Below are 25110 nucleotides of genomic sequence, written 5' to 3' on the forward strand. Positions count from 1 at the left end.
CGTCGGCTCGACCTCAAGGACCGTTCCGTGACCGCTGCGGCCACCCCGGCAACCTCGCCCGCCACCGCGGGCGAGCAGCTCGGCGTACGCCTGGCCCGGTCCCGGCGCAACTCCGAGCTGTCCCTGCTGCTGCTGGCGATGGTGCTGGTGGCGGCGTACGGGGCGACCGTCGAGGCGAACGTGCTCGACACCGTCACCCCCGACTTCTGGATCCCGGCCGCCGCGCTGGGTCTGGTCTTCGTCGGCCTGCACCTGGTGATCCGGTGGCTGGCACCGTTCGCCGACCCGGCGCTGCTGCCCGCGGTGGCCCTGCTCAACGGCATCGGGGTCGGCTTCCTCCGCCGGTACGACCTGGCCCGGGCGACCCCCGCCGAGCGGGCGGACCTGGCGATCTTCGCCGGCACCGGCGGGCGGCAGCTCGCCTGGACGCTCGCCTCGGTGATCCTGGCCGCCGGGCTGCTGGCGCTGATGCGGGACCACCGCTCGGTGTCCCGGTACGCGTACACCCTGGGGCTCGCCGGCATCGTGCTGGTGATGATCCCGGCGGTGCTGCCCGGCCGGTTCTCGGAGATCAACGGCGCGAAGCTGTGGATCCGGGTCGGCGGCTTCTCCATCCAGCCCGGTGAGTTCGCCAAGCTGGCCCTGCTGGCCTTCTTCGCCTACTACCTGGTCCGCAAGCGGGAGGTGCTCTCGCTGGCCAGCCGCCGGGTGCTCGGCATCGACTTCCCGCGCGGCCGGGACCTCGGGCCGGTGCTCGTGGTCTGGATGATCAGCCTCCTGGTCCTGGTCTTCGAGAAGGACCTGGGCACCTCGCTGCTCTACTTCGGCATGTTCGTGGTGACGCTCTACATCGCCACCGAGCGGGTGAGCTGGCTGCTCATCGGCCTGCTGCTGTTCTTCGGCGGGGCCTACCTGGCCTACCTGCTGGGCGCTTCCGTCGGCGGCCCGTTCGCCAACTTCTACGACCGGGCGCAGATCTGGCTGGACCCGTTCGCCGAGCCGTACGACCGGGGCTACCAGTTGGTCCAGGGTCTGCTCACGCTGGGCACGGGCGGCCTGTTCGGGGCCGGACCCGGCGGCGGCCAGCCGACCCTGCTGCCGGAGGTGCAGACCGACTTCATCTTCGCCGGCATCGGGGAGGAGATCGGCCTGTTCGGTCTCTCCGCGCTGCTGGTCACCTACCTGCTGATCGTGGAGCGGGGCCTGCGGGCGGCGCTGGAGGTGCGCGACTCCTTCGGCAAGCTGCTCGCCGGTGGTCTGGCCTTCACCCTGGGCCTCCAGGTCTTCGTGATCATCGGCGGGATCAGCAAGCTCATCCCGCTGACCGGTCAGACCACTCCGTTCCTGTCCGCCGGCGGTTCGTCGCTGATGGCGAACTGGCTGCTCATCGCGGTGTTGCTGCGGGTCTCCGACGGCGCGCGCCGGCCGGTGAGCGCGGGCGGCGTCGCCGCCCGGCCGTCCGGCACCCCGCCGGAGCAGTTGCACGGCGCGCCCACGGAGGTGATCCGCCCGTGAACGCCCCACTGCGCCGCGTCGGTGTCGTCGTCATGGTCCTGTTCGGCCTGCTCTTCGCCAACCTGAACTGGATCCAGGCCTACAAGGCCGACGACTACCGCAACAGCGACTACAACGGCCGGGTCCAGGTCGCCGAATACAAGCGCAAGCGCGGCAACATCGAGGCCGGCGGCACCGCGTTCGCGGTCAGCAAGGAGACCGGCGGCCGGCTGCAGTTCGTGCGCACCTATCCGGGCAAGGACAAGTACGCCCACGTGCTCGGCTACAAGCCGGTCAACATCGGTGACACCGGCATCGAGCGCAGCGAGAACGACTTCCTCGCCGGGACCAGCGACCAGTTGATCGCCAACCGGGTGAAGGACATGTTCACCGGCGAGGAGAGCGGCGGCGGCAACGTGCTGCTCACCATCTCCAAGCGCGCGCAGGACGTGGCGTACGCCCAGCTGCGCGGCAACGAGGTGGGCGCCAAGCGCGGCGCGGCGATCGCGATCGACCCGCGTAGCGGTGCGGTGCAGGCGTTGGTCTCCATGCCCAGCTTCGACCCGAACCCGCTGGCCAGCCACGACACCGCGGCGGCCTCGGCGGCGTACAACGAGCTGAAGGACGACCCGCAGCGGCCGTTGGCCAACCGGGCCCTGGCGGAGACCCTGCCGCCCGGCTCGACCTTCAAGGTGGTGGTGGCCGCAGCGGCGCTGGAGAACGGGATCACCAAGGAGACGATGATCCCGGCCGGCCGGCTCTACACCCCGCCGACGTCGGGCAGCTCGATCAAGAATGCCGCCCCGTCGATCTGCCCGGAGAGTCAGGTCACCCTGAAGAAGGCGGTCCAGGATTCGTGCAACACCGGCTTCGCCAAGCTTGGGGTGCGGCTGGGCGCCGACAAGCTGAAGGAGAAGGCCCGGCAGTTCGGCTTCGAGCAGGAGGACCTCACCGTCGGCCAGCTCGGCAAGGGCGGTCACCAGGTGGCGCCGAGCCGGACCGGCGACATCCAGGACACGGACGTGCCCGCGCTGGCGCAGTCCTCGATCGGCCAGCGCGACGTGCGGATGACCCCGCTGGAGGGGGCGCTGATCGCGGCGGCCGTCGCCAACGACGGCAAGCAGATGCGGCCCTACCTGGTCAAGCAGCTGCTGGCGCCGGACCGCACCACCAGCTTCTACACGGCCCAGCCGCGCGAGCTGCGCCAGCCGGTCAGCGCCCCGGTCGCCGCCGACCTGCGGGAGATGATGCAGAGCGTGGTCACCGATGGCAGCGGCCGCAAGGCCGCCATCGACGGCTACACGGTCGGCGGCAAGACCGGTACCGCCCAGTCCGGCCCGAACGACCCGGACCACGGCTGGTTCATCGGCTTCGCCCTGGACCGCAACGGCACCCCGATCTCGGCGGTCTGCGTGATGCTGGAGAACGCCGGCAAGGGCGGCAGCGCCGAGGCGGCCCGGATCTCCGCGCAGATCATGAAGGCGGCCATCGCCGACGGTGGTGGCCGCTGATGCTCAGCCCCGGCGTCCTGCTCGGCAACCGCTACCGTCTCGACGAGCGGATCGCCAGCGGCGGCATGGGCGACGTCTGGCGGGCCACCGACCAGGTGCTCGGGCGTACGGTCGCGGTGAAGACGCTGCTGCCGGCCCTGCTGGACGAGCCCGGCTTCGCCGAGCGGTTCCGCGGCGAGGCCCGGACCATGGCCACCGTCAACCACCCGGGCGTGGTGGACATCTACGACTACGGCAGCGACCAGCAGATGGCGTTCCTGGTCATGGAGTACGTGGAGGGTGACGCGCTCTCCTCGACGCTCTCCCGGGTGGGGCGGCTCACCCCGGCCCGGACCATGGCGCTCGTCGCCCAGGCCGCCGAGGCGTTGCACGCGGCGCACACCAAGGGCATCGTGCACCGGGACGTGAAGCCGGGAAACCTGCTGGTCCGGCCGAACGGCACGCTGGTGCTTACCGATTTCGGCATCGCCCGCTCCGACCTGGTGGGGCAGTTGACCGCCGCGGGGTCGGTGCTCGGCACCGCCTCGTACATCTCCCCGGAGCAGGCGACCGGCGCGGTGGCCACCCCGGCGTCGGACGTGTACGCCCTGGGCGTGGTCGCCTACCAGTGCCTGGCCGGCCGGCGCCCGTTCGAGGGGGACAATCCACTCGAGATCGCCATGAAGCACGTGCGGGAAACGCCCCGGCCGTTGCCCGGCGACATCCCGCCGCAGGTGCGGTCGATCGTGGAGCGGGCGCTGGCCAAGGATCCGGCCGGCCGCTGGCCGAGCGCCGCCACGCTGGCCGGGGTCGCCCGCCAGGCCAAGGCGGTGCTCTCCCAGCAGACCCGCGCCGCCGGGCACGCCCGGCCGGTCTCGGCCGCGCCGTCCTCGCCGGCCGCCCCGCAGGCCCGGGCGCAGGTGCCGCCGCCCCGCCAGCAGCACCGCCCGCCCGCGCCGGTGTCGCCCGGGCAGCAACACCGGCCGGCCGCGCCGGTGTCACCGGCCCAGCCCCGCCCGCCGGCCTCCGCCGTACCGCCGGGACCGCCCCGCCCGCCGGTCGCGGCCCGGCCCGCCCCACCGCGTCCGCCGACGTCGCAGCCGGCGTACCCCCGGGGGGCGGCGACCGTGCCGCCGCCGGCCCCGGCCCGTCCCGACCGGGCCCTCGGGTACGCCCGGCAGCCCGTCCCGGCGCCGGCTCCGCGCCGGTCCAGGTCGGGCCGGGCGGTGCTCGTCATCCTGATGCTCACGCTGGTCCTGCTTTGCTCCGGCGTGATTTCCTACAAGCTGCGCAACACTGCGCTGCCCGGTCCGTCCGGTCCACCCACGCGGTCGACCGTGCTGTCCGGCGCGCTGAACGATGACGGAGCCGACGATCCGTTCCGGACGTCGTACCGTCGGGGGGAACTGACCCGGCCGGGTGGCGGCGAGACGACGAGCGAAGGACGACAGACGCGATGACAGCGCAGGCCCGCCTGCTCGGTGGCCGGTACCAGGTCGGCGAGCTGCTCGGCTACGGCGGCATGGCGGAGGTGCACCGGGGTCGTGACCTCCGGCTGGGCCGGGACGTCGCGATCAAGATGCTCCGCGCCGACCTGGCCCGGGACGCCACCTTCCAGATGCGGTTCCGCCGCGAGGCGCAGAACGCCGCCTCGCTGAACCACCCCGCGATCGTCGCCGTGTACGACACCGGCGAGGAGACCGGCCCGACCGGTGAGACGCTGCCGTTCATCGTGATGGAGTTCGTCAACGGGCGGACCCTCAAGGAGGTCCTCGGCGCCGAGGGCCGGCTCCAGCCGCGCCGGGCGCTGGAGATCTGCGCCGACATGTGCGCGGCGCTGGAGTTCAGCCACCGGCACGGCATCATCCACCGGGACATCAAGCCGGGCAACGTGATGCTCACCCAGACCGGCCAGGTCAAGGTGATGGACTTCGGCATCGCCCGGGCGCTGGCCAGCGGCGCCACCACGATGACCCAGACCAGCGCGGTCATCGGCACCGCGCAATATCTCTCCCCCGAGCAGGCCCGCGGCGAGGCGGTCGACGCCCGCTCCGACGTGTACGCGGCCGGCTGCGTGCTGTTCGAGCTGCTCTGCGGGCACCCGCCGTTCGTCGGCGACAGTCCGGTCAGCGTGGCGTACCAGCACGTGCGGGAGGCGCCGCCGACGCCGAGCGACATCAACCCGGACGTCAACCCGGCGGTCGACGCGATCGTGCTCAAGGCGCTGTCGAAGAACCCGCTGAACCGCTACCAGAGCGCCGGCGAGATGCGGGCGGACCTGCTCCGCGCCGCCGCCGGCCGGCCGGTGATGGCCACCCCGGTGATGCCGCACCAGGACGAGACCACCCAGCTCGCGCCGGCCGGCGCGGCGGTGGGCTACCCGGCCGGTGCGACCCGGCAGATCCCGGCCCGGGTGGGCGACCCGCGCAAGCGGAAGTCGTCCTCCTGGGTGATCGCGGTCTTCGCCGCGCTGGGCGTGCTCGCGGTGATCGCGCTGGTCGCCGCGCTGCTCTGGCCGACGGGTGAGGAGAAGCCCGAGCTGGCCACCGTGCCCAACGTGGTCGGCAAGGCGCAGGCCGCGGCCGTCGCGGAGATCGAGGCCGCCAAGCTGACCCCGAAGGTCAGCGACGACCCGGTCCGCAACACCACCTGCAAGAAGGGCGCGGTGGTGAGCCAGGAGCCGACCGGCGGGCAGCTCGAACCCGGGCGGGACGTGACCCTGACGATCTGCGGCGGCCCGGCCGAGGTGACCATCCCACCGCTCAAGGGCTCGACCTGGGAGAACGCCGAGCAGCAACTCAAGGGCCTGGGTCTGAAGCCGGACCGGAAGGACGTCAGCAGCTCCGAGCGGGAGGGCCAGGTCGTCAACGTCTCGCCGGAGGCCGGCACCAAGGCGCCCGAGGGCAGCACGGTGACCGTCGAGGTGTCCAAGGGCAACATCGTGCGGGTCCCCAAGGTCGTCGGCCTGACCGAGGACCAGGCGAAGGAGCGGCTGCGCGAGGCGGGCTTCACCAACGTGAGCGTGGAACTGGGCAAGAACGTCCCGGCGGACCAGGCCGGCAAGGTGACCGAGCAGAACCCGAAGGCGAACGACCGCAAGCCGGTGAACACCGAGATCACCATCACGGTGTCCCAGCCGGAGCCGACCACCGAACCCACGCCGACCGACGAGCCGACCGGCAGCCCCGATCCGACCCCGACGGCGACCGAGACGGGCGGCGGCGGCGGGTTCCCGCTGCCGCCGACCACCCCGCCGGCCCGGTTGCCCGAGTAGCCGGCGCGCCGCTGGTGGACCGGGACTCCGAGCCGCCGCGCCGGGCGAACCGGTGGCGGCGGCTGCTGACCCGGGTGGGCGTCTGCGGCCTCGCCGGGCTGCTCCTCGCCAGCCTGCCGTGGCTGTGGACGACGCTCGGCGCTCGCGGGCACCTGTACCCCGAGGCCGCGGCGCCCACCGCCGACGTGGTGCTCGTCCTGGGCACGGCGGTGGCCGCCGACCGGAGCCGGCCGGGTGACCGGCTCACCGGTCGCCTGGAGACCGCCGCCGAGCTGGTCCGCAGCGGGCGGGCCCGGGTGATCCTGGTGTCGGGTGACGGGGGCGGCGCCTCCGGTGACGAGACGACGGTGATGACCGCCTACCTGACCGAGCGGCTGGGGGTCGACCGGGAGCGCGTCGTGGCCGACCCGCACGGCCTGGACACCTACGACAGCTGCGTACGCGCCCGGGACGTGTACGGCATCGAGCGGGCCCTGATCGTGACCCAGTCGTACCACCTCTCCCGGGCGGTGACGCTGTGCCGGCACGTGGGCCTCGACGCCGACGGGGTGGCCGCCCGCTGTCCCGGCTGCGGGTCGGCACTGCTCGTCGGCAAGGCGGCCCGGGACTACTTCGCCAGCGGCAAGGCGGCGTGGGACGCGCTGCGCCGGCGGCCCCCCGAGGTCCGCTCGCCGGCCGACCCCGCGGTGCGGGACGCGCTGCGCGGCTGACCGCCCGGGGGCGTGCCGGTGGTGTCAGGCGGAGGCGAAGGCGGCCCGCCGGCGGGCGTCCACCTCGGCGGCCAGCTCCGGGGCCCGCTCCAGCGCCTCCGGGTGACCGCACGCGGCCAGCCAGTTCGCCAGCATCAGGTGGCCGCCCTCGGTGAGCACCGACTCCGGGTGGAACTGCACGCCCTCGATGGGCAGCGACCGGTGCCGCATCGCCATCACCACGCCGGAACCGGTCCAGCCGGTCACCTCGATCTCGTCGGGCAGCGTCTCGGGCAACACGGCGAGGGAGTGGTAGCGGGTGGCGGTGAACGGGTCGGGCAGCCCGGCGAGCACGCCCGCCGACTCGTGCCGCACCTCGGAGGTCTTGCCGTGCAGCAGCTCCGGGGCCCGGGTGACCGTCCCGCCGAACGCCTCTCCGATCGCCTGGTGACCGAGGCAGACGCCGAAGATGGGCAGGGTGTCGCCGTACTCCCGGATCACGTCGAGGCAGATCCCGGCGCGGTCCGGGCTGCCCGGCCCGGGCGAGAGCAGCACACCGGCGGCGCCGACCCGGCCCACCTCGGCCAGGTCGATCTCGTCGTTGCGGCGGACCTCGCACTCGGCGCCGAGCTGGCCGAGGTACTGCACGATGTTGAAGACGAACGAGTCGTAGTTGTCGATCACCAGTACGCGCATCGACTCACCTGCGGGGAGAGGGGGGCGGGGTGTTGTTCTGGTCGGTGTCGTACGGCAGCTCGTGCCCGTCGCCCGGGTCGCCGGGGTTGCCGGTCTCGGTGGTCACCCCGGAGTCACCACCGCCGTCGGGTACGCCCGAGTCCTGGGTGACCTGCACGTCGTCGAACGGCAGCAGGGGCTCCGCCCACGGGAAGACCACGAACCAGAGCAGCGCCAACGCGGCAGCGGCGAGCAGCACCGAGCCGGTCAGCTTGCCGGCGAGCCCGAAGGGCAGTTTGCGCCAGATCCAGGCGTACATGGGTCAGCTCCCCAGCTCGGGCGGACGCCCGGCCGACTTGGGCAGGTCGTGGTCCAGCTTCGCGTGGACGATCAGCCGCTGGTAGTTGTCGAACTTCGGGTTGCAGGTGGTCAGGGTGAGCAGCTTCTCCTTGGGCTTGGTGCCGGGCGCCATCGGCACCGGCGCCACCACCTCGACCTGGTCCGGCCGGACGATCCTGGTCTTGTAGACCTTGTAGACGTACCAGGTGTCCTTGCCCTCGACGACGATGTCGTCGCCCTCGTTCAGCTCGTCCAGCCGCCAGAAGGTGGCCCGGTTGCGGTGCCCGGCGACCGAGAAGTTGCCCACCTCGCCCGGCATCGCACTCTTCGGGTAGTGGCCCGGGGCGTACCGGATGTCCTTCTGCTCGACGCCCTCCACCACGACCCAGTGCTTGTCGAGACTGGGGATGTAGAGCCCGGCGATCGGCTTGCCCTGCACCACCGGTGCGGGCTTCGGCGTGGGCCCGCGGCTGGGGGCGACGGTCGGGTCGTCGCTCGGCGCCCACGCCTCGGCGAGTTCGCTGCTCAGATCCTGCTGGTGGGCGTCGACGATGACCGACTTGCCCCAGATTTCGTAGCCCGCGAAGAGCAGCACCACCAGGCCGAAGGTGATCAGGAGTTCTCCGGTGAACCGGACCCCGGTCCGCAGCCGGGACGCGAACGACGGCCGGGTCAGCTCGGAGTAGACGCTCTTGTAGCCCTCGCCGGTCTGCTGGGCGCGGAGTTGGACCACCTGCTCGCCACGCCGGGGTCGGGGCGGCTCGCCGGGCGGCTCGTCGCTGGTCGGGTCGTCCCGGGCCGGTGGGCGCGGCACCGCACCCATCAGCGCGGTGGAGTCCAGCCCCGGCGTTCCGGCGGGCGGACGCCCGGTCACCGCCGGGATCACCGCGGTGGCACCCGGGTCGGCCGGCTCGGGGCGGCCGTCGCCCCAGGGCAGCCCGCCCGAGGCGGTCGGGCGGAAGGCGGCGTCGGCGTGGTCGGCGGCCGGCGTGCGGCGTGAGTCGACCTTGGGGATGAAGGCGGTGGGCGCGTCGCCGGCCGGCGCGGCCGGGCCGCCCGGCGCCGCCGAGCCGGAAGCACGGCCGGGTACGCCGTTCGGGCCGGCGGGCGCGGCGCGGTCGGACCAGTCGGCGGCGGGCGCGGCGCGGTCGGACCTGGCGTCAGCGGTGAAGGCGCGGTCGGGCCAGTCGGCGGCGGGTGCGGCCCGGTCGGGCCTGGCGTCGGTGGGCGCGGAGCGGTCGGACCAGGCGCTGGCGGCGGGGGCGGTCGCCCCCGGCGCGGCGGCTGCCCCGTTCACGGGCGTCGCGGGTGATTCCGACCGGCGTTGGGCCGTCCAGGGTTGCCCGGACGGGTCCGGTGGCGGGTGGGCGTGCTCGCCGCCGGTCCCCGGGCGCTGCCACCCGGCGTTGCGCGGGTCGTCGGCCGGCCGGCCGGCGGGGGGCGGCGTGGTAACGGGCGGCCCGGCGGAAGGCGGTCCGGCGGCGTTCGGTCCGGGGGTGGGTGGGGCGTGCCGTGGCGCGTCCGGCGGTGATGCGGGCCGGTGCTCTGGTTCGCCCCGCCACGCCGGGGGCGCCGGCGGGCGGCCGGGTGGTGGGCCGGCGGCCGGGCCGGGTCGGGCCGGGCGGCGCTCGCCATCCGGGAAGCGGTCCGGCCCGGGCACCGGGGCGGCCGGGCGGGGCGTGAGCTTCCGGTCCGGCCAGGGCAGCTCCACCCGGGGCGGATCGGGCGGCGCGGCCGGTCGGTCGATCTTGGGAATGAAGGCCGTCGGGTCGTCGCTCGGGTCACGGTGTCGACCGTCGCGCCGCTCGTCCGGGCCCTGGTTCACCGGGGCACCTTGGCCGAGCGGAGCGCGGTGGAGTCCTCGAACGCCGGCACGGTGACCGTGGACACGTCTTCCTTGTAGCCCAGGTGGTAGGCGTCAACCGCGTCCATGAACCAACGGACTCCCTTGGAGCTGGCGAGGGACCGCTGAAGGGCAGCGGGATCGCCGATTGCTACGATCTTGAATGGTGGGGAGTACACCCGGCCGTGCAGCAGCAGGGTGTTACCGACGCAGCGTACCGCGCTGGTGCTGAGCACGCGGACGTTCATGATTGACATCGCCTCGGCACCACCCGCCCAGAGCGCGTTGACCACCGCCTGGACGTCGCCCTGGTGGATGACCAGGTCGTCGTAGCTCACCCCTTTGGGTAGCGGCTGGGCGCCCGGCGGCGGCGCGTCGTTCAGCTCGATCGTGATCCCCGGGCCGGCGAGCGCGGTGAGGCCCGCGGCCTGCTCGCTCCCCTTCGCCCGGTCCTGCTGGGCCCGGATCGGCGCGTCGGTGTCCGCCAGGACGGCGGTCTCGCTCTCCACCTCGGCGCGCAGCCGCGCGGCCCGGCGCTCGTTCCCCTCGACCTGGGTGCGCCGCTCCTCGATGAGCTGGTTGAGCTCCGGCCGGCGGTCCTCGCGCAGGGCGGTCCCGCCGGCGGTGGTGGCGGTGGTGGTGAAGAGCAGACCGGCGGCGGCGGCGATCAGCGGGACGCCGACGGACCAGCCGGGGCGGCGCTGGCGTCCCCGCCGGGGCAGCAGGCCGGCGACCGCCCGTCGGATGACCTTCTGCCAGGAGGCGGCGCCGGATGTGTACTCCACCGGGGCGTTCCTTCCGCGTCGTCTGGTGTCGGCCCGCCACGTCGCGGACCGGTGCGTCGGCCGCGACAGTTCCGCCCTTTTCGGTCACTCCGCGGACCGGACTGACCCCATTCGTGGCCTGAGCGGGCCTTCGGGACTACGCTAGCTGTCGAACATTATTGGCCATGGACCGTCGCCCCCGCGCCCGGTTGTCAGGCCGGACGAGGTCGTCACCCCCTCTGGAGAGCGTCGTGCCCAAGTCTCAGGTCCGCAAGAAGAAGGTGTACACCCCGCCGACGGACGTCCGTCCCACGGCAACGGCGGCGACGCGCAAGCCTAGCCCGGTCTGGCTGCCCGTCACGGCGGTCGCGCTGATCGTCGCCGGCATCGGCTGGCTGGTGGTGTATTACCTCTCCGAGCAGGAGTACCCGGTGATGTCGTGGGGTTACTGGAACCTCGCGGTCGGGTTCGGCGCGATGGTCGCCTCGCTGATCCTGCTCTCCCGCTGGCGCTGACCCGCTGAGCGGCCGCCCCGGCGGCCCTCGCGTCGCGCCGTACCCGTGCCGTCGCGGCCCGGTCCCGACCCGGGGCCGGGCCGTGGGCCGTACGTTCCCGCTCGTCCACCTCCGGTACGACGGTGGACGAGGTCACGCCACGCCGCCCCAGCCCGGCGCGGCGGGCCCGGTGCCCCTAAGGTGTGCGCAGGGCGGCGTGGCCGGTGCGAGAAGACTCACGTTACTGTTGAGTAACCTTGCGCGTAGGCTGCACTGACAGGCAGCAGACCGGGAGGCCAACTCGATGGGCAGCGTCCAGATCGTCACCACGATCCTCGCGGCCGCCATCACCGCCGTTGCGGTGTGGCTTGCGGTACGCGCGGTCATGAAGATGACGGCCGTCATCCGGCTCGGGCAGCCCGCGCCCGAGCGGTTCGGGGACAAGGGCGCCCGCACGACGAAGATGCTGGTGGAGACCGCCGGCCACACCCGCATGCTGAAGTGGAGCGTGGTCGGGGCCGCCCACTGGTTCGTGATGGTCGGCTTCATCGTGCTGTCGCTGCTGGTGCTCGAGGCGTACTTCGAGGTGGTCACGCCCGGCGGCGGTTTGCCGATCATCGGGCACTGGACGGTCTTCGGCCTGGTCACCGAGTGGATCGGCATCCTGGGCCTGGCCGGCATCCTGGTGCTGATGGCGATCCGGCTGCGCAACCGGCCGACCCGCCCCGGCGGCCTGTCCCGGTTCACCGGCTCGACCATGTGGCAGGGCTACTTCGTCGAGTGGGTCGTGCTGCTGGTCCTGATCTTCGGTTTCGTGATCCGCGGCTTCAAGGTCGCCACCGACCACTTCGAGTACCCGGTCTGGGCCACCCCGCTGAGTCACGCGGTCGGTGCCGCGCTCCCGGCCTGGTCGGCCGGGGTCAGCGTGGCCGCCCTCATCAAGATCGCCATCTCGATGACCTGGCTCATCGTGATCTCGCTGAACGTCACCATGGGCGTGGCCTGGCACCGCTTCCTGGCCTTCCCCAACATCTTCTTCAAGCGCGACCCGGCGAAGCCGGCCGGCTCCGGGCTGGGCCCGCTGCGCCCGATGACCAGCCAGGGCAAGCCGCTCGACTTCGAGGAGGCCGACCCCGAGAAGGACCAGTTCGGCGTCGCCCAGGTCGAGCAGTTCACCTGGAAGGGCCTGCTCGACTTCAGCACCTGCACCGAGTGTGGCCGCTGCCAGTCGCAGTGCCCGGCCTGGAACACCGGCAAGCCGCTGTCGCCGAAGCTGCTGGTGCTGAGCCTGCGCGACCACGCGTACGCCAAGGCGCCGTACCTGCTGGCCGGCGGGGGCAAGGACCTGACCGGCGAGGAGAAGGGCACGCAGGAGCAGTTGGCCGGCGTGGACGTGCTGGCCATGGCCGAGGCCGACCGGCCGCTGATCGGCACCGCCGAGGAGGGCGGCGTGATCGACCCGGACGTGCTCTGGTCCTGCACCACCTGCGGCGCCTGCGTCGAGCAGTGCCCGGTGGACATCGAGCACGTGGACCACATCGTCGACATGCGCCGCTACCAGGTGCTGATCGAGTCGAGCTTCCCGTCCGAGGCCGGCGTGATGCTGCGCAACCTGGAGAACAAGGGCAACCCGTGGGGCGCCCCGCAGAACACCCGCGAGGACTGGACCAAGGGCCTGGAGTTCGAGGTGCCCCGGGTCGGCGAGGCGGACGACTTCGAGTACCTGTTCTGGGTCGGCTGCGCCGGCGCGTTCGAGGACCGGGCCAAGAAGACCACCCGCGCGGTCGCCACGCTGCTGCACGAGGCCGGCGTGAAGTTCGCCATCCTCGGCGAGGGCGAGACCTGTTCCGGTGACCCGGCCCGGCGGATCGGCAACGAGTTCGTCTTCCAGATGCTCGCCCAGCAGAACGTGGAGACCCTGAACGAGGCGTTCGAGGGCCGGGAGAAGGCCAAGCGCAAGATCGTGGCCACCTGCCCGCACTGCTTCAACACCCTGGGCAACGAGTACGGCCAGCTGGGCGGCGAGTTCGAGGTGGTGCACCACACCCAGTTGCTGGCCCACCTGGTCGCCACGGGCAAGCTCACCCCGGTGCAGCCGGTCGACGGCGGTGTCACCTACCACGACCCCTGCTACCTGGGCCGGCACAACCGGGTCTTCGCCCCGCCGCGCGAGGTCCTCGGCGACTCCATCCAGGGCGACCTGATCGAGATGCCGCGCAACAGCGAGCGCTCCTTCTGCTGCGGTGCCGGCGGCGCCCGGATGTGGATGGAGGAGAAGATCGGCAAGCGGATCAACGTGGACCGGGTCGAGGAGGCCATGGCCACCGGGGCGAAGACGGTCGCCGTCGGCTGCCCGTTCTGCTCGACGATGCTGAACGACGGGGTCAACGGCAAGGGCGCCGGTGAGCAGGTCGAGGTCGTCGACGTGGCGAGCGTGCTGCTCCGCTCGGTCCGGCCCGCGGGGGCCCCGGGCGACGAGAAGGAGAGCGAGCCGGTCGCCGGCTGAGGTCGTACCCCCGAACCGTGCACCACGACGGCGGCGGCACCGGAGTCCGGTGCCGCCGCCGTCGTCGGATCACCACCGCTCGCCAGCGCGCCGTACCCGTGACGCCCGGTATTCATTGCCATCGTTCATTAATGAATGAATACCGTTTGTGCGCAAGCCGTTGCGTAACGCTGACCCCGTAATGCCTCGTCTTGATTCCGCTCGTCCGCTTCCCTAATGTGGGGCACCGACCGCTGCGGTAGTCGGCCTCGATCCCCACCCCGCGCGAGGCGCCCGGCGGATTTCGTCAAAAGGAGTCGGTGCCGGTGGCGACCATGCCCCCTCATCGTCCCGCGCCTGTCCGCCCCGGCGGTCCCGGTCGCGCGCGACGTGTCACACACCGTCTGATCGTGCTGCTCGCGGCGGCGCTGGTCGGCGCCGGAGCGCTGACCGCGCCCGCGCACGCCGAGCCCTCGGTGGATGAGATCGAGGCCGCGATCGACAAGCAGTGGGAGCAGCTCGAACCGACCATCGAGAAGTACAACGAGGTCCGGTCCAAGCTGCGGGTCAACCGCAAGAAGTCGGCGGATCTGGCGAAGAAGATCCAGCCGCTGGCGCTGGAATCCGAGCTGGCGATGGGCCGGGTCGGTCAGCTGGCCTCCCGGCACTACATGTCCGGCCCGGCGACCGACATCGGTGCCCTGCTGGTGGACACCCGGCCGGGTCAGCTCGCCGAGCAGCTCACCATGCTCGACCGGCTCGCCGCCCACGAGCGCAAGCAGATCGCCGGCGTGCTCGCCGTCCGCGACAAGTACAACGCGCAGAAGCAGAAGCTCGACACGCTTATCGCGTCGCAGGTCGAGCAGGAGGCCGAGCTGGCCGCCCGCAAGAAGAAGATCGACGCCGAGATCAAGCGGCTGAAGGCGTCCATGCCGAAGACCACGGTCAGCGTCTCGGGCTGTCCCACCATCAACGGGGTGGTCTCCGCGGCGGCCCGGACCGCGATCCGGGTGGCCTGCCAGCAGGTCGGCGACCCGTACGTCTGGGGGGCCACCGGCCCGAACTCCTTCGACTGCTCGGGCCTGACCCAGTACGCGTACAAGGCGGCGGGGATCAGCCTGACCCACTTCACCGGCGCGCAGTGGAACGAGGGCCGTTCGGTGTCCCGCTCCGAGGCCCGCCCGGGCGACCTGGTCTTCTTCTACAGTGACCTGCACCACGTCGGGCTCTATCTGGGCAACGGCATCATGGTGCACGCGCCACGCACCGGGAAACCGGTCCAGGTCAGCAGCATCAACAACCAGCCGATCGCCGGCTTCCGCCGGGTCACCTGACCGGCTCGCCACGTTCGAGGGGCCCCGACGCGTTGGCGTCGGGGCCCCTCGTCGCTGTCGCGGTGCTACCGCGGCGCGCCGACCGCGGCCGGCAGGATCTGCACGTCGGCCAGGTTCGCGTACATCACCCGGTGGCCGAACTGGAGCTGGACGTACCGGTTGGCGCCCCGGACGACGGTGCGGTCGCCGGGCGCCGAGCCGTCGAACGAGACCGCCCGGTAGTACTCGCCCGGCAGCACCCCGCCGAGCGCGTACCGCTGGCCGGCCGGGAACGTGTACTGCAACGGCGTGACGGCCTGGTACGGGATGGTGGCGGGGTAGGCCGCCCGCTCCGGGTAGGCCCGCCCGTACACCGGGATGGTGGTCTTCCCGGGCTTGGGGGTGACCACGAAGCCGGTCGCCCACTTCGCCGTCGGCGCCGAGGCCGGGTTGTGGAACCAGGCCCGCTGGCCGAGGTACCAGATCGCCGTCCAGTCACCCTGGACGCCGGCGAGGGCGTACGTCTGGCCGGCCGAGGCGCGGGCGCCGTGGTCGGAGACGTACATGGTGTTGGGGGTGCCGTCCGGGCGCAGCCCGATGTCGTTGACCAGCGGCGCGTCCGCCCTCGGTGCGGTGCGCAGCAGGACCGAGGAGGAGCCGCGCAGCGGGCACGGCTCGGCCGGCGGTGGCGGGACCGGGACGCCCGGCGGCTGCTGGTTGCAGCCGTAGAACGCCGGCCGGTTGGTGGCGTAGTCCGGGTCGATGGTGACCAGGCCGGTGCGCGGCGTGCCGGTGCCCCGGAACGGCGCCTTCATCAGGTCGAAGTAGTGCGACCAGTCCCAGTACGGGCCCGGGTCCCAGTGCATCCCGGCGACGTTGCCCGGCAGGATGCCGGGGACGTTGTCGTGGCCCAGGATGTGCTGGCGGTCCAGCGGGATCTGGAACCGCAGCGCCAGGTGCCGGACCAGCTTGGCCGAGCTGCGGTACATCGCCTCGGTGTACCAGGTGCCGTGGCCGGCGAAGCCCTCGTGCTCGATGCCGATGGACTTGGCGTTGACGTACCAGTTGCCGGCCTGCCAGCCGACGTCCTTGGCCTTGATGTGCTGGGCGACGTAGCCGTCCACCGAGCGCAGCGTGTAGTGCCAGCCCAGGTAGTCGGCCCGCTTGACCAGGTCGACGCTGGGGCCGAAGTAGCCCTCGGTGTCGTGGATGATGATGTATTCGATCTTCTGCTGGGCCGGCCGGTTGCCGATGTCGTGGTTGCCGTAGTCGACGTTGCCGTCCTCGTCGACGTACTCGGCGTACGGCGCGGGGATCCACTCGCAGGCGAGCCGCACCGGGCACTCCAGCCCGTCGGGCCGCTCGGCGCGGCGCAGGCCGAGCCGGGGTAGCCCGGACCGGTCCGGGGTCACCGCCGTGGCGGCGAGGGTGACCCGCTGGCCGTCGTCGGTGGTCCGGCTGGCACCCTGGCCGAGCTGGTCGTACACCTCGTCGGCGAAGGCCGCCGCGGCGTCGGAGGTGTCCGCGCCGGAGTAGCGGGCCACCGCGCCGTACCAGGCCGCCGGGTCGCTGCCGGCCCCGACGGGCCCGCCCAGCCTCTTCTGGTACGAGGCGAGCAGCGCCGCCCCGCCCCGGATGTTCGCGGCGGCGTCGGTCCGCAGCGTCCGCACCGGGAGGCCGGTGAGCGCGGCGGCGGCGTCGACGGTCTGCAGGGCGGCCCGGGGCAGCACGTCGCCGGCGGGGGTGGCGGCGACGGCCGGGTCCAGGGTGAGGGGGCGGAACTCGTCGCCGCGCGGGTCCTCGTCGGCGTCCACGTGCGCGCTGGACGGGGTCGAGGCGACCTGCGCGGCGTCGGTCAGGTGCATCGGCCCGTAACCGCCGCTGGTGCTCGGCTCGCCCGGGTGGGTGTCCCAGCGGGACTCCAGGTAGGACACGGCGAGCAGGACGCTGCGCGGCACACCGTACTCGTCGGCCGCGGCGGCGTACTGCTGCTGCCGGTCGGTGCGCTCGGCGCGGGACGGCTCGGCGGCGACCGGGCCGGTGGTGGCGACCACGGCGGCCGCCGCGACGGCGGCGGCCAGCAGTATCCGTCTGCCCGACGGTGGGGGTGAGAGCGGCATCGAACCTCCAGACAGGGATGGGGGTCACTGCGTTTCCACCCTCACTCCCCGCCCGGGCTCTGGTCAATAGCTTTCCGACAGTGAATCAAATACGAAAAAAACCTTCATCCGTGAACCGTCGTGACGGCCGATTCACGTACGGAGTGTCACGGCCGGGCGAGTTGCGCCCCGGCGACGGCGATCCCTACTCTGGGAAATCGTCGACCGGTAGGTTCACCACCCAACCCGGGAGGTGACGGTCGGACACCGCCAAGTCGCCTCCGGGCGAGCCGGGGACCCAGGTACGCCGGGGTGAATCCGCAGCCACTGCGGTAGGGCGACCCCTTCCCGCCCGAACCCGTCAGCTAACCCGGTAGGCGGTCGACGTGAAGGAGTACGGAGCCCCGGTGGCACTCCATGCCCCGCGGCCGCTGTCGGTCCGGCCGGTCCCCGGCCAGCCGACGGTCGCGCCGCGTACCCAGTGGTCCCGCTTCACCACAGCAGTCGCCGCCCTGGTCGGCGTCGCCGTCGTCCTGACCGGTGGCGCCACGGCGGCCCACGCCGAACCGTCAGTGACCGAGATCGAACGCCGGATCGACCAGGACTGGAACCGGCTCGAACCGATCATCGAACAGCACAACGCCACCCGCGCCGGCCTGGCCGGCAAGCGCCGCCAGGCAGCGGCGCTCGCCAAGCGGATCGAACCCCTCCAGCTCCAGGTGGACCTGGCCATGGACCAGGTCAGCGGGCTGGCCGCCGAGGCGTACAAGGGTGACAACGTCTCCACCGTCAACGCGCTGCTGGGCAGCCGGTCGCCGGGCCAACTGGTCGACGGCCTGGAACTGCTCGACCGGTTCGCCGACCGGCAGCAGCGGCAGATCCGCGGCGTGGCGGAGCTGCGCGACGAGCTGGCCGCGCAGAAGCGGTCGCTGGACGAGCTGATCGTCCAGCTCAGCCGCACCGAAGCCCAGCTCGCCGCGAAGAAGCGGCAGATCAACGCCGAGATCGACCGGCTGCAGCAGCTGCGCCTTCAGGTGTACGGCAACGGCGGCGGCGGGCCACTGCGCCCCGCCCCCTGCCCGGCCGTCTGGCCCGGTGGCGACGCCGGCGCCGTGGTCAAGTTCGCCTGCGCGCAGATCGGCAAGCCGTACGTCTGGGGCGCCGAGGGGCCCAACTCGTACGACTGCTCGGGGCTGATGCTCGCCGCCTGGGCGAAGGCCGGGGTCTCGCTGCCGCACAACGCCCGCCAGCAGCGCCAGGTCACCGCCCGGGTCAGCAAGGCCGACCTGCGCCCCGGCGACCTGGTCTTCTACTACTCCGACCTGCACCACGTCGGCATGTACGTCGGCGGTGGCTGGGTGGTGCACGCCTCCCAGGCCGGCATGCCGATCAAGATGAAGCGGGTCGACGACGGCCCGGTGAACAGCTACGGCCGCCCCGGCTGACGTGTAAGGAGGGGCCCCTTCTTAACGCATTCTGTATAGGAGGGGGCCCCTGTTAACGCCTCACCCCGCCCAGGCGCGGCCTCGCCGGGCGAGCGCGCGGGTGCGCGACTGCGTGGGTGAACGGGTCAGCGGGTCGGCCAGGTGCGCCACTGCTGCCAGGAACGGCTCGGCGTCGGGCCGCGCTGCCCCTGGTACCGCGAGCCGTACACCTCCGAGCCGTACGGGTGCTCGGCCGGCGACGAGAGCCGGAAGATGCACAGCTGACCGATCTTCATGCCCGGCCAGAGGGTGATCGGCAGGTTGGCCACGTTGGACAGCTCCAGCGTGACGTGACCGGAGAAGCCGGGGTCGATGAACCCGGCCGTGGAGTGGGTGAGCAGGCCGAGCCGGCCCAGGCTCGACTTGCCCTCCAGCCGGCCGGCGAGCTGGTCGCCGAGGGTGACCACCTCCAGCGTGGAGGCGAGCACGAACTCGCCGGGGTGCAGCACGTACGGCTCGCCGTCCGGCACCTCGACCGGGGACGTCAGGTCGTCCTGCCGGGTCGACGGGTCGATGTGGGTGTACAGGTGGTTGTTGAAGACCCGGAAGAGCCGGTCCAGGCGTACGTCGATGCTGGACGGTTGCACCAGCGTGGGCTCGAACGGATCCAACGCGAGCGTGCCCGCCTTGATCTCGCTGACCAGGTCACGGTCCGAGAGCAGCATCGCACCACCTTAGCGATCGGCCGGACTGACAGGCGTGTCGGATCGCGTGTCGGACTGTCGTTCGAACATCTGTTCGATAGGATGGCGGCATGGCTTCCTGGTCCGAATTCGCCACCGACGAGCCCCACCTGGCCGCCGGCATCCGCCGGCTCTTCCAGCAGTACGGGTCGGGCTTCGGCTACCTGGCCACCGTCCGCGCCGACGGCGGGCCCCGCGTCCACCCGGTCGCCCCGGTGATCACCGAGGAGGGGCTGTTCTGTTTCGTCATCAACTCGCCGAAGCGGCGTGACCTCGAACGCGACGGTCGCTACGCCCTGCACTCCTTCCCGCCGGAGGAGACCGACGACGAGGCGTACCTGGCGGGTCGGGCCCGTCCGGTGACCGATCCGGGGCGGGTGGCCCGGGTGGCCCTCGCCGGTCGGGCCGCCGCTCAGGTCGACTGGCGGCTCTTCGAGTTCACCGTCGACGTCGCGATGCTCACCCGGCGTGAGCAGGGTGCGCCGGCGTCCGGCCGCCCCGCGGTGCAGGTGTGGCTCGACCCGTACGCCACCGCCGGCCAGCCGGTCCACCGGCCGGTCGCGGCGGAGGGTCGTCGCGGCGGACGGCACGGGTTCGACACCCGCCGGTCGGCGGCCTGACCAGGCGTACGCGAAAGGTGCCGGCTCCGTCGACGGAGCCGGCACCTTTCGTGGTGTTGGGGGCTGTTACGCCGCGCGGTAGGCGTTCCACGCGCTCAGCATGCGCGCCGCCTGACCCGGCGTGAACTGGTACATGCAGGAGTCGTAGGTGTAGTCCATGAAGTTGGTGATCGGGTCCAGGCCGGGGGCGCTGCAGGTGTCCCGCCCGGTCGGGCACTGGTACGCCGGCGACGACTCCGCCGGGGTGTCACTGACGCTGTCGCCGGAGCCGGAGCAGCCGCCCTGGAAGGTGTGGTAGAGGTTCAGCCAGTGGCCGACCTCGTGGGTGCCGGTGTCACCCTGGTTGTAGTTGGTCGCGGTGCCGCCCGGCAGCGACTCGTTCAGCACGACCACGCCGTCCATGCTGTCGAGGGTGCGCTTCGGGAAGGTGGCCCAGCCGAGCAGGCTGTTGCTCAGCTGGCCCAGGTAGACGTTGAGGGTGTTCTTGCCGCCGGTGCGCAGGCTGGTCTTCATCTGCCGCTCGGCCGAGGAGCCCTGCGTGATCTGGTACCACGACGAGTTGGTGACCCGGTTGATCTTCTGCAGCTGGAAGCCGAACGCGGTGGCCGCGCCGCCGGTGCCGCCACCGTACGCCTGGTTCAGCACGTTGATCTGCGAGGTGATCATGGAGTCGGGGATGTTGCCGCCGGCCCGGGTGCTGTCCTTCTGGATCACGTGCACCACGACCGGGATGGTCACGGTGGCGAGCGGGGCGACGGCGTTCGCGCCGAGGCGGGTGTTGGCCCGCTCGCGCAGGGCGGCGGCGAAGTCGGCCTCGCGGTCACGGAGCTGCGCGGCGGTCAGCTCGTTGGGGTCGAGCTTCGCCGAACCGCCCTTCTTGACCCGGGCGTCGGCGTGGTCCGAGTGCGCCCCGGCGGGCTCCGCGCAGGCGTTGTCGGGGGCGGCCGAGAAGGCCGAAGCAGCGGGGACGACGCCCACCGCGGCGGTGCTGAGCAGCAGCGCCAGGGTCGTCGTCGCGACACCGGCGGTACGCCGGGTCAACAGGTTGGGACGGAGTCCCATGGGCCCACCTCTTTCTGGCGGCGCGACCGGGGGTGTGTCGCGCCGGGGCTGAAATGTGGGTGAGACGTTACAACCGATAGAACGATTTGAGAATGGCTATATGTTGCCGCGAGGAAACTTTTCGGCGACCGAGGTTGGCCGTCGGTTTCAAGATCGTTAACTGGCGGTCGACGTGTCGGGGGTGCCTGGGTGCACGGGGGTGATGACCTCAGGTACAGTGGTGCCGCCTGCGGGTGTAGTTCAATGGCAGAACATCAGCTTCCCAAGCTGACAGTGCGGGTTCGATTCCCGTCACCCGCTCCAACCTGAGGCCCCAGCTCAGGACAGGTTTCCTGGCTGGGGCCTCGTTCGTTGCTACCGCTTCTTGCGCTGGCCGTGCCCGCTACGTGCCCGATCTCTGCTCTGCTTGATCTGTGAGCTGAGTGCGTCAGCGATGTGCTCGTCGCGCTCCCGGGCGGTGTGCTGGTAGATCATCGCGGCGCGGGTCGAGGCGTGGCCCATCCGGGCCATCAGGTCGGCCAAGCTTGCCCCGGTCCGGGACGCCAGGGTGTTGCCGGTGTGCCGCAGGTCGTGGAAGTGGAAGCCGGGCAGGCCGGCCGCAGCCGCCGACTCGCGCCACTTGCAGGCGGTCTGGAAGTTGGAGCGGCGCAGGACGGCACCCTTCGCGCCGGTGAAGATGAGCGCGTCCTGGTCCTCGTCGACGAAGTCGTCCAGGTGTGCGCGGATGTCGCGGCGGACAGCGTCGGGAATGGTGACGGTCCGGATGCCGGCATCGGTCTTGGGTGGTCCGAACAGCGGTAGAGATCGAGAGTCCTTGGGCGCAGCCCCGGACGGTGATCGATCCATTCGGCCAGGTACGAGCCGAGAGCGCGCTGAGCGCCCACCACCAGAACGCCCGCCGACGCCCGAATCAGTTGCGCGGCAAAACGCTGGCAGCCGTAGGACGAGCCCGAGACGTGCCGCTGCGTGGCCGGCGAGAGGGTCAGCAAGGGTGAATGACGGACTTCTCTCGCTGTCTGCCATGGGTGACTATCTGAGTGACGACGGGTACGAGCGGCGAAGGACGTCTACAGACTCCCGGGGACGGTTGTCGCAGCTAGATTCTCCCGGCAATGCAGGTCGGCGAGCGCTGTTGGTTGCCTGGGGGTCAAGGAGTCAGCCCCGATCATCCGGCGCGCCTTGGTTCGGGACTCGCGGCGGAGCCGAAGCTTGCAAGGGCGTGGCGCTTGCTGCCGCTGGCTCTAGCTTTTTGACACGAGCCGAACGGCGGAATGATGCGCCCGGGATCAACCTCCGGGACTGGTAACCGAGAAGGGCAACCTGTCGCTCTTTCAAAGTGCGGAAGGAAGACCTAGCATACTTGTTTAATTCGCGCGGATAGCGGATAACCGGCCAATGGTTCGAATGATCGCCAGCTTCCCATCGCTTCATGATCATGTCATACGCTCCCACGTGAGCGCAGAATTCGAGCAGAACCTCAGGCATCTCTGATTCAATTAACAAGTCAGCCTTTTGAATTACTACATCGCGGGCCTTGCGTACGTTCGGGATAAATGCGGATTGCATCCAAAGTCGTAGTTCGGCCAACTCTTCGTCTGATGGATTACGGTTTCGACCGTAAGGTGATAACTTGTCAGCGCGAAGGCTGCTCTCCCATGCAACAAAGAGTCGGCCGTTTGATTCGGTGTAGGCCAGAAGTGGCCCGTAGAGTTCACTCAACTGGCGAGTAATGCGTGCAAGTGTTTCATTACGTCGGGAAAGATTGAGATTCGTAATGTAGGTCCCTGCGTAGCCGAGCGCCGCTACAACGATAGCGATGAGTGCAGCTTCCATGCACAGAGCGTAGGCTATGACAACAAGCCGCCAAACCGCAAATATCGACGATCCGGATGGTGACTGCGAGCCAGCGCCGCAAGACGGACAGCGGCTGGCAACTCTGGGTCCGCGAGGTGCAGCCCCTCGCTCGACGACTAAGACGCCTTGGGCGCGGGGTGGGTGACTAATTGGGTGACGACCGGGCGCGACAACGGCGGACGACCGTGGACGTTTGTGGACTGTTCGTGCAGCTCACGGCATGACGAGGTGCAGCTCAAGCATGCCATGGTCGTTCCTTCACACCGAAGAGGTCACTCGACGAAAGTGCCATCTGGATTCATTAGCTGATCGCGCACCAACGGCACGAACGCCGACCAGCCCCCGTCATCCACGGCCACCGCCATGCGGACACGCCCCTCGCCGTCATCAAGGGCGTAGCTGACCACGCTGTACCGCTTGCCGTCCTCGCCGACGACCTGGCGTAGCTCCTTGTCTTCGAGCATCGCGCGCCACTCGTCGTAGCCGACGCGTCGCCATTCAGCTAGACGTGCATCGGCAAGCCGCGCTGCCATCTCCTTGTTCAGCCGCATGCGCTCAGCCTCTCACCCGGGACGACAGCCGTCCTCGATCGCGTGCCCGATCCGTGCCCGATGCAGAGGTCAACACGAGCTATGGCCGGCATCGTGCCGGCTACAACCCGAACGCTCCGTGTTCCTCTATTGGGCGATGGGGCTACCCAACGTGTGGATCAATCCGATTCCCAAGCTGACAGTGCGGGTTCGATTCCCGTCACCCGCTCCACGTGAACGGCCCTGGTCAGGACGCAAGTCCCAGCCAGGGCCGTCGTCGTTGCTGAGGACAGCAGCGTCCGACTGGCCACTGACCACGCTTCTTGCCCGGCTACCTGCCCCTGGCCGTGGCCTTGTCCGAGGAACCCGCCGCCGGCTTCTCGGCCTTCCCGCGCTCGGCCCTCACCGCCTGGGCGATGGCCCGATCCGCCGTGGAGGTGGCGTGCTGGTAGATCATGCTGCTCGGGCAGAGCCGTCCCGGGTGCTGGAGCCCGTCCGGGCCGCGATCGAGGAGGGCGGGTGCCGTTCCGGACCCGCGAGGGCATCGCATCTTCACGTCGGCGACCGAGGAGAGCTCCGGGTCGCTCGACCGTGGACCCCGCCTACTCGGCGGGCCCAGCGTGGCCGTGCGTTGACGTACGCCTGATTTCGTTCAGAGCCAGCGCGAGACAGCCGGCGCCTGCCGGCATGAGCAGCAGTCGCACCACCCCCTCGGCGGCCCCCTCCAGCCCGATCAGAATGATGCCGATCAGGGCCAGGGCGGCGGTCCGCACCGAGACCCGGCGCATGACCGCCAAGTGGGTGAACAGAGCAGCAAGACCGATGATGAGGAATATCGGTCCGACCTCGTACAGCACCGGCTGCACTCCGGGAACAGCGAACGCCCGTTGGAACAGCTCGTGCATGTGCGTCCGATCGGCGGCGGCAAGACCAACAACCAGATCCACAATCATCTGACCGGCGATGGCCGAGATGCCGGCCATCGCGACAGCCGCGGTGAGGACGGCAACGACCTTGCCACCGCTGGGTTGCGCTCGTATCCGTCGGTACAGCTCGACCACGACGATCCCGAACAGGGCATAGCTGATGAGCCATACCGAGTGCGCCAATGCCCAGCCCACACCGGTGCTGTGGCTTGCACCCAGCCGCATGAGGGTCCAGCCGGCAAGGACACCGACGGGTGCCACGGCGAGAGCAAGGTTCGTCAGGCGCCCTGATGTGGCGGGTCGGGCATCCAGACGGCGGGGGCGTGCCGCCGCCGTGGTCATTCGGCGTCCTTGAGGACTCGCTCTATCGCGGCCACCCGTAGGTTCATTTCGGTCAGCCGCCCGGTGACATCGGCCAACCGGCCGTCGGTTGCCTCTTGTGCCGCGACGGCGCGTTCGGCGATCTTCCGGTAATCGGTGTCGCGAGCCAATGCGGCTCTGGCCCGCCGGCTGACTCCGAGCTGCCATATGACGGCGACCCCCACGGCGCCGACCACCAGGACGATGGCGATCTCCTCAATGATGCGGTCTGACATCTACTTTCGTTCCTCTCCGATGTTCACCGTGGCGTCACCGCCGTCGGTGGTGTCCGTGAGTGTTCTGGCCGCGACAACCAGCGCTTGCGGGGTCAGGTGCAGCACGAACGGCGTCACCTCGTAGAACTTCATCGCCTTGCCGTCCTCCGACAGCTCAAGATGAGCCGTCACCAGCCCGGCCTTTTCCAGGCGTTTGAGGTGCACCTGGAGCAGGGCCCTGCTGATGCCGAGGTCCCGGGCCAGCCGACTGACGTAGTTGCGGCCCGTGGACAACGCAGCGAGGACGCGCATGCGGTGCGGGCTGGCGAGCGTCGCAAGCACCTGCACCAGCTCGTCACCAGTCAGGGCAGCGATCTGCAGAGCGTTCCTCGGCACATGCCAAAGAGTATTGGCATG

The 25110-nt window shown here is 71.0% G+C and carries 23 protein-coding genes, 1 tRNA gene and 1 riboswitch; of the genes, 11 read left to right on the top strand and 13 right to left on the bottom strand.

Translation table 11 applies throughout. From position 1 onward, the window contains the following. Positions 1-27: 27 nt before the first annotated feature. From K7640_RS27340 to K7640_RS27360, 5 genes are read left to right on the top strand one after another with little or no spacing between them, the layout of a single operon-like run. Positions 28-1515: an FtsW/RodA/SpoVE family cell cycle protein gene (locus tag K7640_RS27340; protein ID WP_222957809.1), complete on the top strand. Its 1488-nt coding sequence runs from the start codon at positions 28-30 to the stop codon at positions 1513-1515. Then, positions 1512-3005 (top strand): penicillin-binding protein 2, encoded by a 1494-nt coding sequence (locus tag K7640_RS27345; RefSeq protein ID WP_222957810.1) that lies wholly within the window; start codon positions 1512-1514, stop codon positions 3003-3005. Before K7640_RS27340 ends, K7640_RS27345 begins: the two co-directional genes overlap by 4 nt. Next, positions 3005-4444 (top strand): serine/threonine-protein kinase, encoded by a 1440-nt coding sequence (locus K7640_RS27350; protein ID WP_222957811.1) that lies wholly within the window; start codon positions 3005-3007, stop codon positions 4442-4444. The genes K7640_RS27345 and K7640_RS27350 overlap by 1 nt, the downstream gene beginning before the upstream one ends. Next, positions 4441-6258, top strand: a complete 1818-nt coding sequence (gene pknB, locus K7640_RS27355; RefSeq protein WP_222957812.1) for a Stk1 family PASTA domain-containing Ser/Thr kinase — start codon at positions 4441-4443, stop codon at positions 6256-6258. The genes K7640_RS27350 and pknB overlap by 4 nt, the downstream gene beginning before the upstream one ends. A gap of 14 nt (positions 6259-6272) precedes the next feature. Continuing rightward, a complete protein-coding gene (locus K7640_RS27360; protein ID WP_308042777.1) occupies positions 6273-6968 on the top strand; it encodes an ElyC/SanA/YdcF family protein in 696 nt (231 codons plus the stop codon). 24 nt (positions 6969-6992) lie between these two features. On the opposite strand, the gene K7640_RS27365 is transcribed toward K7640_RS27360, so the two are convergent. The 4 genes from K7640_RS27365 to K7640_RS27380 form a co-directional block, all read right to left on the bottom strand. Beyond that, complete coding sequence (locus K7640_RS27365; protein ID WP_222957813.1) at positions 6993-7643, bottom strand: aminodeoxychorismate/anthranilate synthase component II; 651 nt, start codon at positions 7641-7643, stop codon at positions 6993-6995. A gap of 4 nt (positions 7644-7647) precedes the next feature. Continuing rightward, positions 7648-7941 carry a hypothetical protein gene (locus K7640_RS27370; RefSeq protein WP_222957814.1) on the bottom strand — a complete coding sequence of 98 codons (294 nt, stop codon included), beginning with the start codon at positions 7939-7941 and terminating at the stop codon, positions 7648-7650. 3 nt (positions 7942-7944) lie between these two features. After that, positions 7945-9258 (bottom strand): class E sortase, encoded by a 1314-nt coding sequence (locus tag K7640_RS27375; RefSeq protein ID WP_308042779.1) that lies wholly within the window; start codon positions 9256-9258, stop codon positions 7945-7947. A 524-nt stretch (positions 9259-9782) separates the two neighbouring features. Continuing rightward, positions 9783-10589, bottom strand: a complete 807-nt coding sequence (locus K7640_RS27380) for a DUF881 domain-containing protein (RefSeq protein WP_222957815.1) — start codon at positions 10587-10589, stop codon at positions 9783-9785. A 230-nt stretch (positions 10590-10819) separates the two neighbouring features. Between K7640_RS27380 and K7640_RS27385 the strand changes: the two genes are divergently transcribed. The 3 genes from K7640_RS27385 (at position 10820) to K7640_RS27395 (ending at position 14881) form a co-directional block, all read left to right on the top strand. Continuing rightward, positions 10820-11083, top strand: a complete 264-nt coding sequence (locus K7640_RS27385; protein ID WP_222957816.1) for a cell division protein CrgA — start codon at positions 10820-10822, stop codon at positions 11081-11083. A gap of 283 nt (positions 11084-11366) precedes the next feature. After that, a complete protein-coding gene (locus tag K7640_RS27390) occupies positions 11367-13568 on the top strand; it encodes a (Fe-S)-binding protein (RefSeq protein ID WP_222957817.1) in 2202 nt (733 codons plus the stop codon). 299 nt (positions 13569-13867) lie between these two features. Continuing rightward, on the top strand, positions 13868-14881 hold the full coding sequence (locus K7640_RS27395; RefSeq protein ID WP_308042780.1) for an NlpC/P60 family protein: 1014 nt from the start codon (positions 13868-13870) through the stop codon (positions 14879-14881). A gap of 65 nt (positions 14882-14946) precedes the next feature. Here the strand turns inward: K7640_RS27395 and K7640_RS27400 are convergent, their stop codons facing one another. Continuing rightward, positions 14947-16980, bottom strand: coding sequence for an N-acetylmuramoyl-L-alanine amidase (locus K7640_RS27400; RefSeq protein WP_222957818.1), 2034 nt, complete (start codon positions 16978-16980; stop codon positions 14947-14949). A gap of 237 nt (positions 16981-17217) precedes the next feature. After that, positions 17218-17355: riboswitch (cyclic di-AMP (ydaO/yuaA leader) on the top strand. A gap of 11 nt (positions 17356-17366) precedes the next feature. Between K7640_RS27400 and K7640_RS27405 the strand changes: the two genes are divergently transcribed. Beyond that, positions 17367-18404: an NlpC/P60 family protein gene (locus K7640_RS27405; protein ID WP_222957819.1), complete on the top strand. Its 1038-nt coding sequence runs from the start codon at positions 17367-17369 to the stop codon at positions 18402-18404. A 125-nt stretch (positions 18405-18529) separates the two neighbouring features. On the opposite strand, the gene dcd is transcribed toward K7640_RS27405, so the two are convergent. Continuing rightward, the gene (gene dcd / locus K7640_RS27410; RefSeq protein ID WP_222957820.1) at positions 18530-19108 is read right to left on the bottom strand and encodes a dCTP deaminase; all 579 of its coding nucleotides are present in this window, start codon (positions 19106-19108) and stop codon (positions 18530-18532) included. An 89-nt stretch (positions 19109-19197) separates the two neighbouring features. On the opposite strand from dcd, the gene K7640_RS27415 reads away from it, so the two are divergent. Further along, positions 19198-19746 carry a pyridoxamine 5'-phosphate oxidase family protein gene (locus tag K7640_RS27415; RefSeq protein ID WP_222957821.1) on the top strand — a complete coding sequence of 183 codons (549 nt, stop codon included), beginning with the start codon at positions 19198-19200 and terminating at the stop codon, positions 19744-19746. A 66-nt stretch (positions 19747-19812) separates the two neighbouring features. Here K7640_RS27415 and K7640_RS27420 read toward each other — a convergent pair whose 3' ends face one another. Continuing rightward, a complete protein-coding gene (locus K7640_RS27420; protein WP_222957822.1) occupies positions 19813-20808 on the bottom strand; it encodes a zinc metalloprotease in 996 nt (331 codons plus the stop codon). A gap of 229 nt (positions 20809-21037) precedes the next feature. Between K7640_RS27420 and K7640_RS27425 the strand changes: the two genes are divergently transcribed. Further along, a tRNA-Gly gene (locus tag K7640_RS27425) sits at positions 21038-21111 on the top strand. Between the two features lie 51 nt (positions 21112-21162). Here the strand turns inward: K7640_RS27425 and K7640_RS27430 are convergent. The 6 genes from K7640_RS27430 to K7640_RS27455 all read right to left on the bottom strand — a co-directional run bounded on the left by K7640_RS27430 (position 21163) and on the right by K7640_RS27455 (position 25074). Then, entirely contained in the window at positions 21163-21654 is a 492-nt protein-coding gene (locus K7640_RS27430; protein WP_255610056.1) for a tyrosine-type recombinase/integrase, read from the bottom strand. Between the two features lie 309 nt (positions 21655-21963). After that, positions 21964-22641: a hypothetical protein gene (locus K7640_RS27435; protein WP_222957823.1), complete on the bottom strand. Its 678-nt coding sequence runs from the start codon at positions 22639-22641 to the stop codon at positions 21964-21966. A 293-nt stretch (positions 22642-22934) separates the two neighbouring features. Continuing rightward, entirely contained in the window at positions 22935-23213 is a 279-nt protein-coding gene (locus K7640_RS27440; RefSeq protein ID WP_222957824.1) for a hypothetical protein, read from the bottom strand. 581 nt (positions 23214-23794) lie between these two features. Then, positions 23795-24460 carry a hypothetical protein gene (locus tag K7640_RS27445; protein WP_222957825.1) on the bottom strand — a complete coding sequence of 222 codons (666 nt, stop codon included), beginning with the start codon at positions 24458-24460 and terminating at the stop codon, positions 23795-23797. Next, entirely contained in the window at positions 24457-24714 is a 258-nt protein-coding gene (locus tag K7640_RS27450) for a hypothetical protein (protein WP_222957826.1), read from the bottom strand. The genes K7640_RS27445 and K7640_RS27450 overlap by 4 nt, the downstream gene beginning before the upstream one ends. Then, a complete protein-coding gene (locus K7640_RS27455; protein ID WP_222957858.1) occupies positions 24715-25074 on the bottom strand; it encodes a winged helix-turn-helix domain-containing protein in 360 nt (119 codons plus the stop codon). Between the last annotated feature and the right edge of the window lie 36 nt (positions 25075-25110).

The organism is Micromonospora sp. PLK6-60 (genome assembly GCF_019890675.1).
Lineage (GTDB): Bacteria > Actinomycetota > Actinomycetes > Mycobacteriales > Micromonosporaceae > Micromonospora.